The sequence below is a fragment of the Mycobacterium asiaticum genome, from assembly GCF_001673315.1.
Lineage (GTDB): Bacteria > Actinomycetota > Actinomycetes > Mycobacteriales > Mycobacteriaceae > Mycobacterium > Mycobacterium asiaticum_B.
This window is the reverse complement of sequence record NZ_LZLQ01000058.1, coordinates 40204-56500: the sequence shown is the minus strand read 5'-3', so window position 1 is coordinate 56500 and position 16297 is coordinate 40204. Positions and strand designations below refer to the sequence as shown.

Annotated in this window: 18 protein-coding genes; 10 read left to right on the top strand and 8 right to left on the bottom strand. The window is 65.6% G+C overall.

Annotated features, from left to right (window positions below; translation table 11 throughout):
- Window positions 1–11: 11 nt before the first annotated feature.
- Window positions 12–803: an ABC transporter permease gene (locus A5636_RS08835; protein WP_367592426.1), complete on the top strand. Its 792-nt coding sequence runs from the start codon at window positions 12–14 to the stop codon at window positions 801–803.
- 27 nt (window positions 804–830) lie between these two features.
- Here A5636_RS08835 and A5636_RS08830 read toward each other — a convergent pair whose 3' ends face one another.
- Complete coding sequence (locus A5636_RS08830) at window positions 831–1862, bottom strand: fused (3R)-hydroxyacyl-ACP dehydratase subunits HadA/HadB (protein ID WP_065158294.1); 1032 nt, start codon at window positions 1860–1862, stop codon at window positions 831–833.
- 229 nt (window positions 1863–2091) lie between these two features.
- Here A5636_RS08830 and A5636_RS08825 point away from each other — a divergent pair, with 229 nt between their 5' ends.
- Genes A5636_RS08825 through A5636_RS08815 form a run of 3 tightly spaced genes read left to right on the top strand, consistent with a single transcriptional unit; the run spans window position 2092 to window position 3794 of the window.
- Window positions 2092–2907, top strand: coding sequence for an SDR family NAD(P)-dependent oxidoreductase (locus tag A5636_RS08825; protein ID WP_065158293.1), 816 nt, complete (start codon window positions 2092–2094; stop codon window positions 2905–2907).
- A gap of 57 nt (window positions 2908–2964) precedes the next feature.
- Window positions 2965–3306 (top strand): ArsR/SmtB family transcription factor, encoded by a 342-nt coding sequence (locus tag A5636_RS08820; RefSeq protein WP_065158330.1) that lies wholly within the window; start codon window positions 2965–2967, stop codon window positions 3304–3306.
- Window positions 3307–3308: 2 nt separating this feature from the next.
- Window positions 3309–3794 carry an SRPBCC family protein gene (locus A5636_RS08815; protein WP_065158292.1) on the top strand — a complete coding sequence of 162 codons (486 nt, stop codon included), beginning with the start codon at window positions 3309–3311 and terminating at the stop codon, window positions 3792–3794.
- A gap of 54 nt (window positions 3795–3848) precedes the next feature.
- Here A5636_RS08815 and A5636_RS08810 read toward each other — a convergent pair whose 3' ends face one another.
- The 3 genes from A5636_RS08810 to A5636_RS08800 form a co-directional block, all read right to left on the bottom strand.
- On the bottom strand, window positions 3849–5504 hold the full coding sequence (locus A5636_RS08810; protein ID WP_065158291.1) for a catalase: 1656 nt from the start codon (window positions 5502–5504) through the stop codon (window positions 3849–3851).
- Window positions 5505–5594: 90 nt separating this feature from the next.
- The gene (locus A5636_RS08805; protein WP_065158290.1) at window positions 5595–6701 is read right to left on the bottom strand and encodes a glycosyltransferase family 4 protein; all 1107 of its coding nucleotides are present in this window, start codon (window positions 6699–6701) and stop codon (window positions 5595–5597) included.
- Window positions 6702–6798: 97 nt separating this feature from the next.
- Window positions 6799–7854 (bottom strand): NAD-dependent epimerase/dehydratase family protein, encoded by a 1056-nt coding sequence (locus A5636_RS08800; protein ID WP_065158329.1) that lies wholly within the window; start codon window positions 7852–7854, stop codon window positions 6799–6801.
- Window positions 7855–7986: 132 nt separating this feature from the next.
- On the opposite strand from A5636_RS08800, the gene A5636_RS08795 reads away from it, so the two are divergent.
- From A5636_RS08795 to A5636_RS08785, 3 genes are all read left to right on the top strand, one after another.
- Window positions 7987–9507, top strand: a complete 1521-nt coding sequence (locus A5636_RS08795; RefSeq protein ID WP_065158289.1) for a PucR family transcriptional regulator — start codon at window positions 7987–7989, stop codon at window positions 9505–9507.
- A gap of 134 nt (window positions 9508–9641) precedes the next feature.
- Window positions 9642–10274 (top strand): Rv1733c family protein, encoded by a 633-nt coding sequence (locus A5636_RS08790; RefSeq protein ID WP_065158288.1) that lies wholly within the window; start codon window positions 9642–9644, stop codon window positions 10272–10274.
- A 114-nt stretch (window positions 10275–10388) separates the two neighbouring features.
- Window positions 10389–10850, top strand: a complete 462-nt coding sequence (locus A5636_RS08785; protein ID WP_065158287.1) for a GreA/GreB family elongation factor — start codon at window positions 10389–10391, stop codon at window positions 10848–10850.
- Between the two features lies 1 nt (window position 10851).
- On the opposite strand, the gene A5636_RS08780 is transcribed toward A5636_RS08785, so the two are convergent.
- Together A5636_RS08780 and A5636_RS08775 are read right to left on the bottom strand one after the other, a co-directional pair.
- On the bottom strand, window positions 10852–11421 hold the full coding sequence (locus tag A5636_RS08780) for a DUF2231 domain-containing protein (RefSeq protein WP_065158286.1): 570 nt from the start codon (window positions 11419–11421) through the stop codon (window positions 10852–10854).
- A gap of 49 nt (window positions 11422–11470) precedes the next feature.
- Window positions 11471–12370, bottom strand: a complete 900-nt coding sequence (locus tag A5636_RS08775) for a class I SAM-dependent methyltransferase (protein ID WP_065158285.1) — start codon at window positions 12368–12370, stop codon at window positions 11471–11473.
- Between the two features lie 162 nt (window positions 12371–12532).
- Here A5636_RS08775 and A5636_RS08770 point away from each other — a divergent pair, with 162 nt between their 5' ends.
- Window positions 12533–13273 carry an SDR family NAD(P)-dependent oxidoreductase gene (locus A5636_RS08770; protein ID WP_065158284.1) on the top strand — a complete coding sequence of 247 codons (741 nt, stop codon included), beginning with the start codon at window positions 12533–12535 and terminating at the stop codon, window positions 13271–13273.
- Here the strand turns inward: A5636_RS08770 and A5636_RS08765 are convergent.
- Window positions 13240–13872 (bottom strand): hypothetical protein, encoded by a 633-nt coding sequence (locus A5636_RS08765; RefSeq protein ID WP_065158283.1) that lies wholly within the window; start codon window positions 13870–13872, stop codon window positions 13240–13242. The two genes, A5636_RS08770 and A5636_RS08765, sit on opposite strands and share 34 nt — an antisense overlap.
- An 86-nt stretch (window positions 13873–13958) precedes the next feature.
- Here A5636_RS08765 and A5636_RS08760 point away from each other — a divergent pair, with 86 nt between their 5' ends.
- Window positions 13959–14537, top strand: coding sequence for a TetR/AcrR family transcriptional regulator (locus tag A5636_RS08760; RefSeq protein ID WP_065158328.1), 579 nt, complete (start codon window positions 13959–13961; stop codon window positions 14535–14537).
- Window positions 14538–14541: 4 nt separating this feature from the next.
- On the opposite strand, the gene A5636_RS26490 is transcribed toward A5636_RS08760, so the two are convergent.
- Window positions 14542–14709: a hypothetical protein gene (locus A5636_RS26490; protein WP_172827190.1), complete on the bottom strand. Its 168-nt coding sequence runs from the start codon at window positions 14707–14709 to the stop codon at window positions 14542–14544.
- A gap of 113 nt (window positions 14710–14822) precedes the next feature.
- Between A5636_RS26490 and A5636_RS08755 the strand changes: the two genes are divergently transcribed.
- Entirely contained in the window at window positions 14823–16292 is a 1470-nt protein-coding gene (locus A5636_RS08755; RefSeq protein ID WP_065158282.1) for an amidase, read from the top strand.
- Window positions 16293–16297 lie beyond the last annotated feature (5 nt).

Sequence of the window (16297 nt, the reverse complement as noted above, 5' to 3'; positions counted from 1 at the left end):
CGGATGCACAGCTGCCCTCTCCGCTGCGGATCGGGCTGTCGCGGGTGGTTCCGGAACTGAAGATGTTCTACCGGCGGCCCGAGCAGGTGGCTCTCACGTTCTCGATGCCGGCGGTGATCTGTGTGCTGCTCGGTTCGATCTTCTCGACCAAACTGCCCAACAGCGAAACCAGCACCGGTGCGGTGATCGCCGCGAGCATGCTCGCCTACGGGATTGTGTCGACGTCGTTCATCAACCTGGGAATCAGCATCGCCGCCGACCGTGACACCGGCGCTTTGCGACGGCTCCGGGGCACCCCGACAACCGCGTCTTCCTACTTCATCGGCAAGATCATGCTGGTCGCCATCGTCACCTTCGCCGAGGCTGTCATTTTGCTGGCGGTCGGCGTCCTGGTGTTCGAACTGCGCCTGCCGACAGACGTGGCCGGATGGTTCACGCTGGCGTGGGTGTCGCTGCTGGGCATCGTAAGTTGTTCACTGCTGGGCATTTTCATCAGCAACCTTGCCAGCAATGCGGTGTCGGCCGCGGTCATCACGAACGGCCCGGCGGTCGCCTTGCAGTTCGTCTCGGGCACCTATGTGCCGGTGATGGCGCTCCCGACGTGGATGTTGATCGTCGGCTCGGTGTTCCCGGTCAAGTGGATGGCTCAGGGATTCCGCTCTGTGTTGCTGCCGCCCGAAATGGTGATCTTCGAGCCGGCCGGCAGTTGGGAGCACTGGCGGATATTTTTCGTACTGGCGGCATGGAGCATCGGGGGCCTGATCGGATGTCTCGCCGTGTTCCGCTGGTCAGACCAGGATTGAGCCAGGGCTGGCCTGGCTCGCAAAAGGTCAGCGGAAGCGAATGTTCATCGTTGCCAAGCCGAAGATCTTCTTGCCGGCGGACTTCGCGCCGACGACGACAACCCCGGTGCGGGTGGCCGGGTCCAGCGACTTGATCCGGCCACTGAACTCGATGTCTGCGCCCTCGGCCGCCGACACGATGGCCGGTGCGGACAGTCGGACCGCGTAGCGGGTGACCGCGCCGGGGTCACCTGACCATGCCGACACGAAACCGGCACCCAGGCCCATGGTGAGCATGCCGTGTGCGATCACGTCCGGCAATCCGGCCAGTTTTGCCAGGTTCTCATCCCAGTGGATCGGGTTGGCGTCACCGGCTACGCCGGCATAGTTCACCAGGTCACCGCGAGACAGACGGGCGTGGCGTACGGGTAGCTCGTCGCCGACTTGCACGTCCTCCAGCGACGGTGTTCCCGGCGCGCGGGCGGGATCTTGTGCCGAGACCCGAACGTCCCCTTCGGGACGTGTCGTCTTCTCGTATGTCGACTCGGATTCGCTGATTTCGATGATGTTGAAGTCGTGCATCATCGCGTTCTGAACGGCGGACTTGACTGCCGGATCGATATCGTCCGCGGTGACACCGACGACGGTGGTGTGCAGGGTGTGCACGCGCTCACCGGCGGTGTCCGTGAAGGTGTTGGTCACCGTGATCAAATCTCTGCCGGCGATCCGGCGCACCGAGGTCAGTTCGACGTCGACGTGCAACTCATCGCCGGCCACGATCGGGCGGTGCTGCTCGAAAACCTCTTCGGTCTGCACGTAGGTGTCGTAGCCGACGACCACCGATTCGAACATGCGACGGTTGCAGGCCATGCCGGGGACCGAGGTGAACGTCAACGGCGCCACCAGTTCCGGATAACCGAGCGCGGCGGCCGCGGCGACATCCCAATGGGCGGGGTGATAGTCCTGCACTGCGCGGGCATACTCGCGCACCTTTTCCCGGCCGACCAGGTAGGTACCGTCCATCTGGTAGTGGTGGCCGACCCGCGATTCGAGCGCCGACGCTTCTGCTGCTGCGGTCATATTTGCCCCACTTTTCTATCGGCTTGTTCGCTGAGGCCGACCAGAGCACAGTAACGCCAACGGACCGCAGCCCAGCTGCTGTACCCGCTCTGTCGAGACGGTGACAGTGCACTCGGGCCCGCGACACGGATCGGTCGGTGGAGAAATCGCGCCAAGCCGCCAGGCGCGGCAAATGAACGGGTATAAGAGCTATCAGACCGCTTCACCGAGACGCCGAAGGAGAACAGCCATGCAGTCCGTCAAGGGGCTCAATGTTTTAGTCACCGGGGCCGCCATGGGCCTCGGCAAGCTGTTCGCTACCCAGGCCGTCAAAGAGGGCGCCGCCGCGGTTGTCCTGTGGGACGCGAACGAAGCCGCGTTGAAAGAGACCGCCGCCGAGTTAGAGGCGGCCGGCGGCACGATCCACTTCGAGACCGTGGATGTCACCTCGCAGGACGTAGTGGGCGAGGCCGCGGAGCGGGTCCGCGCCAGCGTCGGCACGATTCACGTGCTTTTCAACAACGCCGGCATCGTCCGCGGCAACGGCTACTTCTGGGAGAACGACCCCCGCGACTACATGCTCACCATGCAGGTCAACTCCATTGGCCCGATGGTGGTCACCCGCGAGTTCTTGCCGGCGATGATCGAGTCCAATACTCACTGTCGCGTCGTGAACATTGCATCGTCGGCCGGGCTGAACGCCATCCCCCGCATGGCCGCATACGCCGCCTCTAAATGGGCGGCAATCGGCTTTTCCGATTCGGTGCGGCTAGAACTCGAGCAGGCCGGCTACGAGCAGGTCAAAGTCACCACCGTGTGCCCGACCTACATCAACACCGGCATGTTCGACGGCGCGAAGGGCATCTTGTTCACCCCGATGCTCGAGCAGGAGGACGTCGTCGAGGCGACGTGGACGGCGATGCTGAAGGGCGACCCGTTCGTGGTCATGCCGTGGACGTCGAAGATGAACAAGGTGCTCAGCGCTGTATTGCCGATTCGGTTGCGCGACCTGTACCTGCGACGCGTCGGTGTCTACAACTCCATGGACGATTTCAAGGGGCACTAGGTCCAGGCGGCCGGTGCGGCTTGACAACATACAACCATTTGGTTGTATGTTGTGGCGGTGACCGTGGATACCGAGGACCGGGCGGACGCCCTGTTCCACGCACTTGCCGACCGAACCCGTCGGGACATCATGCGTCGGGTGTTGGCCGGGGAACACTCGGTTTCCACCCTCGCCGCGAAGTACGAAGTGAGCTTTGCCGCGGTGCAAAAGCACGTCGTCGTGCTGGAGAAGGCCGGTCTGCTCACCAAGCGCCGCAGCGGTCGCGAGCAACTGGCCAGTGGTGACGTGGCTGCGGTGCGCTCGGTTGCCTCCCTGCTCAATGAGTTGGAGCAGGTTTGGCGTGATCGCGTCACGCGCATCGACGAACTCATCTCATCCGACGCACCCAAGGAGGACTGATCATGCCCGTAACCGACGTCCGGCAGGACCTGGAGAATTTGACCCTGACCATTACCGCCGACTTCGCTGCGCCGGTCGAGCGGATCTGGCAGGTGTATGCCGACCCTCGCCAACTGGAAAAAGTGTGGGGGCCGCCGAGCTATCCCGCGACCGTCGTCGAACACGATCTGACACCGGGCGGCCGGGTCACGTACTTCATGACGGGACCAGACGGCGACAAGCATGGCGGGTACTGGGAGATCACGGACGTCGACGAACCGAGGAGCTTCTCCTTCCTCGACGGCTTCGCTGATCAGGATCTGAACCCGAACCCGGCGATGCCGGTCTGCAGGAACGTCTTCACCTTCGCAGAGCACGACGGCGGCACCCGGGCGATCTTCGTAAGCACCTACGAATCCGCCGAGGCGCTGCAGCAGGTGCTGGACATGGGCGTCGTCGAAGGCTCCTCCCAGGCGATCAACCAGATCGACGACCTGGTTGCGTCCTGAGACGCGCGGCCGGCGGCACCTCTGCGTCTGCGTACGTCTGCGCCACCCACACTTCTAGGCCACCGACACGCGCTCATTGGGTACGCAGTGGGTCATCGTCAGACCCTCGACGTCACGCGGTCCGTTCTTGCCGAGGTTGGCCCGGCGCTGCTCTTCTTCCTCTGAGAGCGTCTGAGACTTCAGCGGTTCCAGGTGACGCACGTCGTCGGGCGTGATCCCCAGCCCCTCGCCGACCCGGATGCCCAGCTCGTCGTCGCACATCAGGAAGTGCCACACCATGCGTTCCTGTACTTCGCGCACCGCCTCGGAGATGCCGTCCACCAGGTTGAGCACCAGATCGTCCTTCTCCCACTGCTCCAGCAGCTGGTAACGCTGTCCGGCCTGGGTGTAGTCGTTGGTGCGCGGAATTCGCTGCGTGGTCAGGCGGCCGCGAATCTCGGGACCAACCTCGTCCGCGCGCGGACTGCTCGCTTCGCGCAGGCCGCCGGTGATGGAGGGCTCGTAATTCACGTGCGGGTTGGTCCCGTTGTTGTCGACGCCGTATTGCATCGGGCCGCCCTGCTGGTTGGTCGACACTTTGGCGTTCTTGGGCCGGTTCACCGGTAGCTGCAGGTAGTTCGCACCCACCCGGTAGCGCTGGGTGTCGGAGTACGAGAACGTCCGGCCGACCAGCATCTTGTCGTCGGAGAACTCGAGTCCGTCGACCAGCACACCCGTGCCGAAGGCGCTCTGCTCGTTTTCATTGAAGAAATCGGAGACATTGCGGTTGAGCACCATGGTGCCGACCAGCTTCGGCGGGAATTCGTCCTCCGGCCACACCTTGGTGTCGTCGAGTGGGTCGAAGTCCAACTCGGGGTGATCATCGTCGCTCATCAGCTGCACGAGCAGCTGCCATTCCGGGTAGTCGCCGGATTCGATCGCCTCGTAGAGGTCTTTGCTGGCGTGACCCAGGTCCTGAGCCTGGATCTTCGCCGCGTCCGCCTCGGTGAGGCTCTTCACGCCGATCTTCGGCATCCAGTGGTACTTGACCAGGTGGCTCTCCCCGTCGGCGTTGACCCACCGGTAGGTGTTGACCCCGAAGCCCTGCATGGTGCGGTAGTTGGCCGGGATGCCGCGCGGCGAGAAGAGGTTGACCAGCATGTGCATCGCCTCCGGCGTCTGGGACATGAAGTCGAAGATGCGGGCGGGTTCTTGCCGGAAGGTGACCGGATCCGGTTTGAGCGCGTGGATGACGTCCGGGAACTTCACCGCATCGCGAATGAAAAAGACGCCGAGGTTGTTGCCCACCAGATCCCAGTTGCCGTCCTCGGTATAGAACTTCACGGCGAACCCGCGCGGGTCACGTGCCGCCTCCGACGAGTCGCGGCCGCCGATCACTGTCGAGAAGCGGATGGCCACATCGGTGCGCTTGCCGGCGTCGGCGAAGACTTTCGCCCTGGTGTACTTCGCGATCGGCTCGTCGCCCCACTTCCCGGTCGACTCGAAATAGCCGTAGGCGACGAAGCCGCGGGCGTGCACGACACGCTCCGGTATCCGCTCCCGGTCGAAGTGGCTGATCTTTTCGAGGTAGTGGTAATTCTCCAGGGTCGCGGGTCCACGCGCACCGATCGTGCGTTGATTCTGGTTGTCGTAGATCGGGTGACCCTGCCGGTCGGTGAGAATGTCGCGGCTGTCGTCCGGGTCGGGGGAAGTGGCGGACACGTCGGTCATCGCGCTCCTTGATCGTTGGGTGGCTAGGTCGATTAGGGACTATCTAGGGGACTATGTCCGACGGCTTACCCGCGGGCACCGCACTGAAACTCATGCGGATCGCCGGCGGGCCCGTGCGCCGGAGTCGACAAGCAGATTGCGGTAGAGCGCAACGTATTTCGCGGCCATGGCGGCGACACCGTGCCTGGCGATGGCGGACCGGCGGACCTGGGTACGGTCCAGCTTGCTGACGACGGGAATGGCCCGCGCCATGGCAACGACGTCCTGCGGCGCCACCAGACGGCCGCAGTGTTCGTCAACCAGTTCGGGTATGCCGCCACGAGCGAACGCCACCACCGGGGTTCCGCATGACATTGCCTCGGCAGCGACCAAACCGTAGGGCTCCTCCCACAGCGGGGTCACCAGCGCTGCGGCGGCGCCACCCACCAACGAGGCGAGCAGATGCTGGTTCAGGTGACCCGCATAGGTCACCCCGTCACCAAGATGGGGTGTGATCTGGCGACGAAAGAATCCGGCGTCCACGACGGGGCCGGCAAGTACAAGGCGCCAACCGGCCCGCCGCGCCGCCTCGATCGCCAGGTGCGGCCCCTTCTCCGGCACGATCCGGCCTGACCACACGAGGTAACGTCCGCCGCGCCCTGCCGGCCAGCGCGCGAGGTCAATGCCGTTGGGCACCACCGCGAGCCGCTCGATTCCGACGTGAGCCCAGGTCGCGGCAGCCGCTCGGCTCACCGCGGCGAAGGTGAGGCCGTTACCGCGCACCGCGCCGACCGCGGCTTCCAGCAGGGGGAACGGCGGCGTATGCAGCGTGGTGAGCACCGGCGTGCTCAGTCGCGCTGCGGTGATGATCGGGACGTAGTGCAGGCTGTGGTTGTGGATGACGTCGTATTTGGCGGCGTTCTTCCCGGCGAGGCGGGCCATCAGCGTGACGAAGGCTTGGTGGTCGGACTCCTTGACTGCTCCCGGCAGTGGAAACGGAACCGAGGCGGCGGTGCTGCGTTTGAGCGGTTCGACGGTCAACGACGGATGGGCGATCCCGACATCGGATCCCGCCGCCGCGAACAGCGTCACCTGGTGACCCGCGTTTACCAGCGCACGGGTCAGCTGTCCGACGTGTGCCTCCAGCCCTCCGGCGTACGGCTCCCGGATCGGGAAATGATTGTGGGCGATTACGGCGATACGCAGGGGTGGACGCACAGGGTGTACGTACCCGCCGCCGGACCGACCGACTCGCAGGCATCCGAGCGTGCGCGCTGCGCGGGACTTCGGTTGGTCGCGCCCGACAGCCTTCTTCTCACACCTCGACGCCGCTGGACTCCTCCCCGACCTGGCCGCGCGCAAAGGATGCAACGATGGCTTCGACGGGGGAGCGCCACCGCATCCCGAAGTCCTGCAGGGTGCGGGAATCGTCGGTCGGAGTAGCCGCGATCAAGAGCAACGCCGCCTCATAGCTCAATCCGTCGCCAAGGGGCACGATCCCCGACAGCGCGTCGCCGATTCTGCTCAGCGCACGGAAGACCCGGTGGTCCAATGGAATTCGAATGAATCGTCGGCCCGACCCACGTTCCAGTGCGTTGATCATGCCGTCGAACGTGACGAGTTCCCCACCGCACACGTAGCGCCGCGGGCCACGGCCCGGCACCATGGCGGCGGCATGAACTTCAGCCACGTCCCGGACGTCGATCATCTGCATGCCGCCGCGCAATCTGGGCGCTATCCCGAGTCGCACGATCGGTGCCCAACCGCGCTCGGTGACGCCCGGCGCCGTGTGAAAGGCCGGTCCCACGACGCTCGACGGATACGTGATGACCACCGGTGCGCCGTTGTCCTGCAGTTTGCGGGCTACCCGATCGGCATAGCCCTTGGTCTGCGCGTAGGGGCTGCGGCCGGGCGCGGTGGGGGTGTCCGGCCCGATGATGCCGTCCGGCGGTGGGAACAACGCGCTGTAGCTGCTCACCATGACGACGGGGTCCAAACCCGTCCGCACGGCGTGCTGCAGCAGCGACTCCGTTGCGTACGCGTTGACCTCCCACATCAGCTTCGTGCGACGGTTGTCGGTCCCGACGACTCCCGCGGCGTGCAGGACCGCATCGCAACCGTCCAGCAGTGCCTCGATGACGCGCTGCCGCCGAATGTCGCCCGGCATTACCTCGACCTCGCCGAATTCGGGGCTTAATTCGAGGCCCGATTCGGGGTCTAATTTGGCGCCCAATTCGGCGAACTTGCGCAGCACCGGGGCCGTTTCCGCACCGGGTTCGACAAGCAGACGCACGCGGTGGCCCTGGGTCAGCAGAGCCCGGACGCAGTGGGCACCTAGATATCCGGTCCCGCCGGTGACGCCGATCAGCATGGGTCCTCCCATCACGATGGCCGTCGGGGTGACAGCCACCCGGCCATATTATGGCGCCAGTGGCATCGAAATACGAATCTCGTAGCCCCGTTTGCCGATTACGCTGGGACCAATCCGGATGGGGAGCGACTCGTGATCACTTTGGATCGCCTGGTCAACGTACTGGGCAGCTACGGGGTCCGACTGCGATCCACCACGATTCCCAGGTCGACCGAACTAGGTAGCGTCGTCATCCACGAAGCCGCGCCCAAGGGCGCCGTGCTGGGCGATGTATTGCTGGCCATCGATGCCACCTCGTACCAAGAAGCGATGCACTGGGCGGCGTCCGCGCATGCTGTCGTGGTCCTGGCGCGCGCCGGTGCTATGCCGGCCCCTTCGGACGACGAGCAGGCTGGCGCGCTGATGCTGGTCGACGACGCGCTCTCGTGGAGCGAATTGGCAGCGGTCGTCTACGGGTTGGTGCTCGAGGGCCGCGAGACCGCCGCCGGGCGGGGACCGACCGATCTGTTCGCGCTCACCGACAGCCTGGCCGATGCCATCGGTAGCGCGGTGGTCATCCACGATCGCCTCATGCAGGTGCTGGCGTACTCGCGGCGTCAGCAGCACGCCGACCCTGCACGGGTCGAGACCATCCTGGTTCGGCAGACACCCGAACGCTTACGCAAGTTCTTCGAGGCCGACGGAGTTTTCGCCCACTTGGCCGTCTCTGACGATCCCTTGTTCATTCCGCAGGACGCTGAGCAGGGCTTGACGGGCCGCATGGTGGTCGCGGTGCGCTCAGGACGGGAACTGATGGGCTCGGTGTGGGTGGCCTGTTCGGCGCCGTTGGACGGTGCCGCGCGCATCGCGCTGGCTGACGGCGCGCACACCGTTGCCCTGCATCTGCTGCGGTCGCGGGCCAGCGCCGACCTGGAGCGCCAAGTCGAATCCGATCTGGTGATCCGGTTATTGGAGAACACGGCTGATGCCGCAACCGTCGCCAGCAGGTTGGGCCTGCCGTACGGCCCGCTGCGGGTGATCGCGCTGCAAGCCGCGATCGCCGGGGAACGCGATGCGGCCTTGCTGCTGGCGTTCGAACGCGCCACGGCCGGATTCGGCTGGTCACGGCCGGGCCGAAGCGCGTTGGTGGGCAAAACGGTCTACACACTGCTGCCGGGTGATGATGCGGGGACTGCGCGGCGCTGGGTTGCCGGCTTGCGGGCCGCACTGCCGGACGGGGCGACGGTGATCGCCGGCATCAGCGAAGTGGCCGACGTGTCCGACTTGGCCACCGCACGCCAGGAGGCCGACGAGTGCCTGGCCCTGCATGAGTCGGCACCGTCGGCAGTGACACCGGTTTATGACGAATCGTGGGACGACATCCTGCTACAGCGGCTGCGCACCGCGGCGCGCTCGGGTCGAGCCCCGGACCGGGGGCCGGTAGCCGAATTGCGCCGCCACGACCACTCGAATGGCACCGACTACACGGCCACGCTGCGAGCGTGGCTCGAGGCACAGGGTGACCCCACGGAGGCAGGTGAACGCCTGGGAGTGCACGAGAACACCGTGCGGTACCGAATGCGCAAGATGAGCGAGATCACCAATCTGGCGCTCGATGACGCCAAGAAACGCCTGGCCATGATGATTCAGCTCGCCGCCAGCGACGTCGACTGATCGTCCTGTCGAAACAGGACAACGCGCGGGCGTGCGATTGTTCGGCTCCGTCAACGCGGGGGAGGGCCGGCCGGACCACCATTGAATTGGCGGCGAAAGCCGAACCCGATAGCCCTGCGACAGGAAGCCCACCGATGACGAGTCCGCAACCCGATCAGCGTCGGCGTGACCGCCGCCGTCCGGATGCCGGCGCCGTAACGGAAACCTTCACCATGGGCCCGCCGCGGTGGTTCCGTGTGCTGTTCAGTCGCAATCCTCTGATCCGCAGAAGCGACCGCATCGAGGCGCTGGCCCTGGCGTTGGCCGTGGTGGTGACGCTGCTCGCCGCGCCAGTCGCGGCTGCGGTGGGAACCGCGATCTACGACTCGCGTTCTCGCTCGTACGCCGAACAAGCGCAGAGCCGGTTCGCCGTCAGCGCGTCCGTCGTCGCAGGCCCGGCCCGCAGCGACAGCACCTGGGTGCAGGCCCGGTGGTTCGCCGCCGGCGCCGAACACACTGGCCGCGTCCAGTCGGAAGCAGCACCGAAACCCGGTGAGGTGATTGACATCTGGGTGAACAAGGACGGTACCTATGCCGGACCGCCGCACATGCCGGCGGCTCGGGAGGCGGTGCTGGTGGCCCTGGCGATCTGGTTGAACGCGGCGACGGTCGCGTTGGCCCTGTTCGCGGGCACCCGGGCATTGTGCAACCGCAGTCGAGCGGCCGGCTGGCGCCCGGAGCTGGTACACGGCCTCGGCGAAGGCAAGGAGCACCCTAGCCGGCACTAACGAAACTCTGCCCCCGGAAGGGGTGGCCGAGTCGTCAGGGGCGGTTGCCGCCTCCCCGCCCGCCCCTGACGACGACAACTCAGGAGACAACTTGGAGATGAAAGGACACCCCTAGTGACTGCTCAACGCTATGCGCAACCGGTGTGGATCTCGCAGCAAGCCCACGAGCGGCTGCAAAACGAGCTGGCCACCCTGCGCGGACTGTGCCTCGCCAGCGGCAATGACGAAGACCGCGCAGACGAGGTGCAGCGCTGGCAGGCGCGCATCCAGGAAATCCACGATCTGCTGGTCGATGTCAGCGTGGGCCAGGACCCGCCGGATGACGGCATTGCCGAGCCGGGCATGGTTTTGACGATCCGTTATGACGACACCGGGGATGTCGAAACCTTCCTGCTGGGACTGCGAAGTGCCGAACCTCCCAACATCGAGGTCTACTCCGTGCAGTCCCCGCTGGGTGCTGCCCTGGAAGGCGCACGTCCCGGCGAACAGCGAACCTATGTGGCGCCCAACGGCAAGCAACTCACGGTCACGCTGCTCAAATCGGTGCCTTACAGCGTGTACGTAGGCGCGGGGTAGGTTATGCGGCGCGCTGGTATTCGATCGGACCGCGGTGCGTCACCGCGCGTACCGGATCCCACCGGAACATGCCCGCACCCTGGGCATACGACAGGTGGCCACCGAGGGCCACGCCGACACTGATCGCGGTCAGACCGATGAGGGTGTACACCCGTGCCGCCCGAAGCCGATCCTTGCGGTAAGCCCGATAGGACAGTGAGAACATCACCACGCCGACGAAGTTCGACAGCGCATGCACCAAACCCACCCGCTGTTGCCGGCGGTTGAGCAAGGTGTAGTCGGCCCACCCGGCCAGCAATGTGGGCGGTGTGGCAGCCAGGCCCACGGCGACGAGTCGCCGCGCGGTAGCGGCGTCTTTGAACAGGATGTCGAATACTGCCGATGTCATCCAGGTGCCGACGGGGATCGTTATCAGCAGTGGGTGGACCGGGTGGCCAAGCCAGGATCCGCGCAGGATCCGGGACAGACTGCCGCGGCCGACCACCCGGCCGGCAACCCGAGAGGTGACTTCAGCGGGCCCGTCGAGTACCTCGAGACGCTCAACGCTGCCCAAGACATGATGCAGGTTCATTGCGCCTGTCTACCCGGTTGCGCGACGCCGAATCACTGCGGCGAATTTTTCAGGGCAGGATCGCCGACAGGTATCCCGAACCATCTCCGAACGAGGCCAGCTCGTCGTCAGGCACCGCGAATCCATGTGCGGCATAGGCCTGTTCGGTATTGCTGACGTTCACCTGCCACCCGTGTCCGGTCAGATATTCGGCGGCAGTGTTGCGTTCCCCGCTGTAGAACAACTCGGCCAGGTTGATGTTGGAGCCGATCCGCCGAGACCGCTCGGTCAGCTTCTGCGCCCAGTCCGACGGGATCTTGCGCATGTCCATGTGTTCAGTCGCGATCCGACTGCCGGGTGCCGACAGCGCCGAGATGTTGTCCAACAACCGGTCCTGCGCCTCCGGCGGCAGGTAGACCAGGAGACCTTCGGCGATCCAAGCCGTGGGCTGCGCGGGGTTGAATCCCGCGTCTTTGAGGGCAGCCGGCCAGTCCTCGCGCAAATCAATCGCGACGGTACGGCGCTGCGCTGCGGGTTCGGCGCCCAAACCGGTGAGCGTGCGCGTCTTGAATTCGATGACCTCGGGCTGGTCGATCTCGTAGACGACCGTGCCCGTCGGCCACTGCAGCCGGTAGGCACGCGTGTCCAACCCGGAGGCCAGGATCACTACCTGACGGATTCCTGCCTCGGCGGCGGCGTAGAAGAAGTCGTCGAAGAACCGGGTGCGCACGGTGATCTGCTCGTTCATCGCCCGCCGACTCAGCAGCGGATCCTCGGTATCTCCGATCTCACCGTCGAGGAGCTTGATGAACGTATCGATCCCTACCGCACGCACCAGCGGGGCAGCCCAGGGATCGTCGAGCAGCGGCTCCGGTCCTTGTGAAGCGATAGCGCGCGAGGTGGCGACGGCCGTGGCAGTCGCTCCCACGCTGGAGGCCAGATCCCAGGTGTCGTTGTCGGTCCGGGCCACAGCCCACTCCTCTCAGCGGATCCTCCACCGCTTAGTTAGCGTATATAACTTCCCGCTCCACTGTACGCGTGTGGGCGCCGGGCGAACATGGAACGCCAGTCACCCGGGGTGCCTGTGCCACACTGCGCTGGGCAGATGACGGGGATAGCGGGAAGGCCACCAGTGACAGCTATGCAGGGCAAGGTCGCGTTCGTAACCGGCGCATCGTCGGGCCTGGGTGCCGAAACTGTGCGAGTGCTGTCCCGCAGTGGTGCAACGGTTTTCGGTATAGCTCGTGATACCGGCCGGCTGGCCCAGGTGTTCGCGGCCGTGGAGCTCGGCGCCTACGCCGTGGCCGACGTCGGGTCGCCGCAGGCGTGCCAAGACGCAATACAGAAATGCGTCGAACGGTTCGGCGGCCTCGATGTGCTGATCAACATCGCAGGGCGACACCAGATGCGCCGGACCGAGTCGATGACCGACGACGACTGGGCGGAAGACCTCGCAGTCAACCTCAGCGGCCCGTTCTATCTGTGCCGGGCCGCGCTACCCCACCTGCTGGCACGCGGCGGCAATATCGTCAACGTCGCCTCCATCGCCGGTGTCGAGGGCCAGGCCTATTCGGCCGGTTACTGTTCGGCCAAGCACGGGTTGGTCGGGCTGACCCGTGCACTGGCGGTCGAATACACATCGGATCGGTTGCGGGTCAATGCGGTGTGTCCGGGTGGCATGCTGACCCCGCAGATCGAGCAGTTCTCCGCCCCGGAGAACCCCGACTACGCCCTCATCCTGCGCTCGGCGGCGCCGCGCGGCATGATGCAGCCCCACGACGTCGCCAGCGTGATCGCATTCCTTGCCAGCGACGCCGCCGCCGCGATCCACGGCGCTGTCTACCGGGTGGACAACGGCAAAGGCGCCGGCTGAGCCAGTTGCGGCAGCAGATACTCCAACTGACCGACCTCTTCGATGTTGTGCTTGACCCAAGCGTGCAACATGTCGTCGGGGAAGCGCCGGGTGATGATGCGGTTGATCGGCGCGAAGAACGGCGTCCGCGCGCCCACGTCGAGCACCGAGACGTAGTGCGCGCCGTCCGACCCGGCCGACCAGGTGTGCTCGAGCTGAATGACGATGACGCCCGCGTACCTGGTCACCAAGCGAATGCCGGTCTCGTCCAGCTTCTCCACCCGGTCGACGACGTCGACGCGAAACTCCGGCTGGGCACCAAAGGCCTCCACGATGCGGAAGCGGGCACCCTCCGCGGCACCACCGCCGGGCGCCGGACGGGCCAGTTCCCAACGGATGTGGTCGATCGGATGCCAGGCGTGGTAGCGGTCGATGATCTGTCCGCCGTAGGGCATTGTGCCGCCCAACTGGGTGAACCAGTCCAGCAACATCGGCGGGGTGACTCCGGTTAGCACTCTGTGGTCGATGGTGACACGACGACGATGGTGCGGGGCTCGGGTCACACGCACGGTTGCGCTGTCCACCGGCCGCAGCGGATACAGAACGGGGCGAGCCTCCATCACAACCTCCAAGATACGGTAACGTTTCTTGCGCCAAAGGCTAAAGCGGTTGAGCAAGAAACGCAAGCGTTTCCTTGGAGGTGGTGATGGCGCGGCGGTACGGCGCGGAACTCGACGCGGCGATCAGGAACGCGGTGTTGCGGCTGGTCGCCGAAGACGGGCTGACCGGAGTAACCATGGAGGCCGTCGCCGGTGCTGCGGGAACCAGCAAGGCCGTGCTGTACCGGCGGTGGGCCGATAGCCGGGCGTTGCTACGGGACACGCTGCTGGGAACGGCCGTCGCCGCGATTCCGCATCGGGATACCGGCAGCTATCGCGAGGACATGCTGGCAGTCCTCCGGGGGTGGGCCGAGTTGTTCACCGGTCCGCAGGCCCCCGTCATCCGGGCTGGGATCACTGCCGCCGCAACCGATCCCGAACTCGCCGAAGCCTTTCGGGACGAGGTCATCGGCTGGCGCAAAAAAGAGATGGCAGATCTGCTCGCCCGGGGAATCGCACGCGGCGATGTCCGAGCCGACGTGCCCGTCGAGATCGCCCGCGAACTGGGTCAGAGCGTGCTGTGGCATCGCCTGCTAGTAACCGGGGATCCGATCACCGACGAGTTGATCGTCCAACTTGTCGACGAGGTGCTGGTCCCGTTCGCCGCTCCGCGTGCTCGGATGTGAGCGGTTACCGCCGGCTTTCGTCGGCGACCTGGTCCGCCGATTGCTGTGCACCCGGGGCGTCCGGGTCTGCATTCTGGTGCTCCAGCAGCGCTTCTTCGGCCCGTTGCTCTTCCGTCGCCTCTCGGGCGTCTGCCGGCACGGCGTTCGACCCGGCGTCGTTGTGCTGATCCACGCGAGACCTCTCTAAGTGGCTGGAATTACCGCACTCTGGCATTACCGCACTCTGGACTTACCGCACTAAGGATCTCCCGATTCAGTCCGGTCGAAACCCGCTACGGTCCAATCATGAACTTCGAGGAATACCGGAAATACGACGCCACCGGGCTGGCGAAGCTGGTCGCAGACAAGGAAGTGTCCGCCGACGAGCTACTGTCGCTGGCCCGGGACCGGGCGTCGGCGGTGAATCCGCGGATCAACGCCATCGTGCGTGACGTCCCCGCGACTACCACCGACCAGCCCACCGGTCCGTTCGCCGGGGTTCCGTTCCTCATCAAGGACATCGCGCAGGACTACGCCGGTCTGCCGACCTCGCAGGGGTCCCGCGCGCTGATGACAACGCCCGTCCCCGAGCACGCGACCGTCGTCCAGCACTGGATCGATGCGGGGCTGGTCATCTTCGGGAAGACCAACCTGCCGGAGTTCGGAGCCAAGGGCATCACCGAATCCGACGCTTGGGGCCCGGCGCGCAACCCATGGAATCTGCAGCGGACGCCCGGTGGCTCGTCGGGCGGGTCGGCGGCGGCCGTGGCGGCCGGGATCGTGCCATGCGCGGGCGCGAATGACGGTGGGGGCTCGATACGCATCCCCGCCGCGTGTTGCGGTCTGGTAGGGCTGAAACCGGGACGCGGGCTAACGCCGCTCGGCCCGGCCGTAGGTGAGGCAATGCACGGTGCCGCGGTGCAGGGCGTCGTTTCCCGAACGGTGCGTGACACGGCCGCGATGCTCGACGTGATCAGCGGCGGTGAGCCTTTCGGGCCTTACCTGCCGGAACTGCCGTCAGAACCCTTCGCTTCATGGGTGGGCCAAGATCCGCCGAAACTGCGGATCGGGGTCCGGGTGCCGTCGGCGATCACCCCGAAGCCGCATGCCGAGGCTTTCGCAGCGGTCGATGCGACCGTGCGAGCCCTCACCGAATTGGGACACCACGTCGACGAACTGCCCCAAGCGCCGTACGACGACGCCGCGCTCGCGCGCGACTTTCTGTTGACCTGGTTCGTCCACTTGGCATGGGACGTCGACCGGGCCAAGAAGCTCACCGGCGCAGGCAACGAGTCGTTCGAGCGGGACACCCTCATCATGGCCGCAATCGGCCGCGCCACCAGCGGAGTCGACTATGTGGACGCCGTCGAACGGCGCCACGAGCACACCCGCCGACTGACCACCTTCTTCGATTCCTACGACCTGTTGCTGACCCCGACGCTGGCCACACCGCCGCCCAGGATCGGTGAGTTCGACCTACCCGCTGCGCTTCAACGGGCATCCGATGCGTTGATCAAGACGCGCACCGCCAGTCTGCTGCGGTACACCAAGATCGTCGACGATTTGGTGGACAAGAACCTGGGCTGGGTGCCCTATACCCAGCTGGCGAATCTCACTGGCCGCCCGGCGATCTCACTGCCGCTGCACTGGACCGCGGACGGTATTCCGCTCGGTGTGCAATTCGTTGCGCCGCTAGGTGGCGAAGCGCTACTGATCCGATTGGCCGCCCAACTCGAGCAGGCGGTCCCGTGGGACGGGCGGGTAGCGCCGATGTAACTGCG